1 protein-coding gene is annotated in these 1,082 nt (G+C 73.6%); it reads right to left on the bottom strand.

Going from position 1 to position 1,082, the window contains the following annotated elements; genetic code table 11:
* Positions 1-1,082, bottom strand: a 1,082-nt coding sequence (locus ACFVWU_RS44965; protein ID WP_387632538.1) for an AMP-binding protein, incomplete at both ends; no start/stop codon positions are given.

A 1,082-nucleotide genomic window follows, 5' to 3' on the forward strand; every position in this document is an offset into this window, starting at 1 on the left:
CGTCAGGCCCGGCCGGTTCAGGTAGCCGCGCGCCAGGCCGGGGCCGGCGACATACAACTCCCCCGCCACACCCGGCGGCACGATGCGCAGCCGCTCGTCCAGCACGTACACCCGGAAGCCCGCGACCGGTCGGCCGATCGGCGGCACCCCCGAGCCGGGCGACAGCGGGTCGCTCATCGTCGCGCACACCGTGGTCTCCGTCGGACCGTACGCGTTGATCATCCGGCGACCGGGCGCCCAGCGGGCCACCAGCTCCGGCGAGCAGGCCTCACCCGCCACCACCAGGGTGTCGGCCGTGAGGTCGGCGCTCTCCAGCGCGGCCAGGGCCGAGGGCGGCAGGGTCACATGGGTGACGTCGAGCCGGCGGTCCGTCAGGGCCTCCAACGGAGCCTCGGCCGGGGCCAGGACGAGGGCGGCACCGGTGAGCACGGCACTGCACAGGTCCCAGAAGGACGCGTCGAAGCTGGGCGAGGCGAACTGGAGCACCCGACTGCCCGGCGCCACGCCGAGCCGCTCGGCCTGCGCCGCCACCAGGCCGGACACACCGGAGTGGCTCACCACGACACCCTTGGGACGACCGGTCGAGCCCGAGGTGTAGATCACGTACGCCGGATGCCGGACGTCGAGCGCGGTCTCCGGGTCGGTGTCCGGCCAGTCCCCCTCGACCAGCATCGCCGGATCGTCGACCAGCAGCGCCGGACGGGCGTCCGCCAGCATGAACGCGATCCGCGCCTGCGGGTACGCCGGATCCACCGGAAGGTACGCGGCCCCGGCCTTCAGGATGCCGAGGACGGCCACCACGGATTCCACCGAACGCGGCAGCGCCACCGCCACGACCCGCTCCGGGCCGACACCCCGTGCGATCAGCGCATGCGCGAACCGGTTCGCCCGAATGTTCAATTGACTGTACGTCAACTCCGTGTCACCGCAGACGAGCGCGACCGCATCCGGCCTCGCCGCCACCTGCGCCGCGAACAGCCCCGGCAGGCTCACCGTGGCCGCCTCGCCGTCGACGGCAAGCAGCAGCTCGCGCCGCTCCCCGGCGGACAGCAGGTCGATCCCGCTGATCGGCAGGTCCGGGG

Source organism: Kitasatospora sp. NPDC058190 (assembly GCF_042883685.1).
In the GTDB taxonomy this organism is placed as follows: Bacteria; Actinomycetota; Actinomycetes; order Streptomycetales; family Streptomycetaceae; genus Kitasatospora.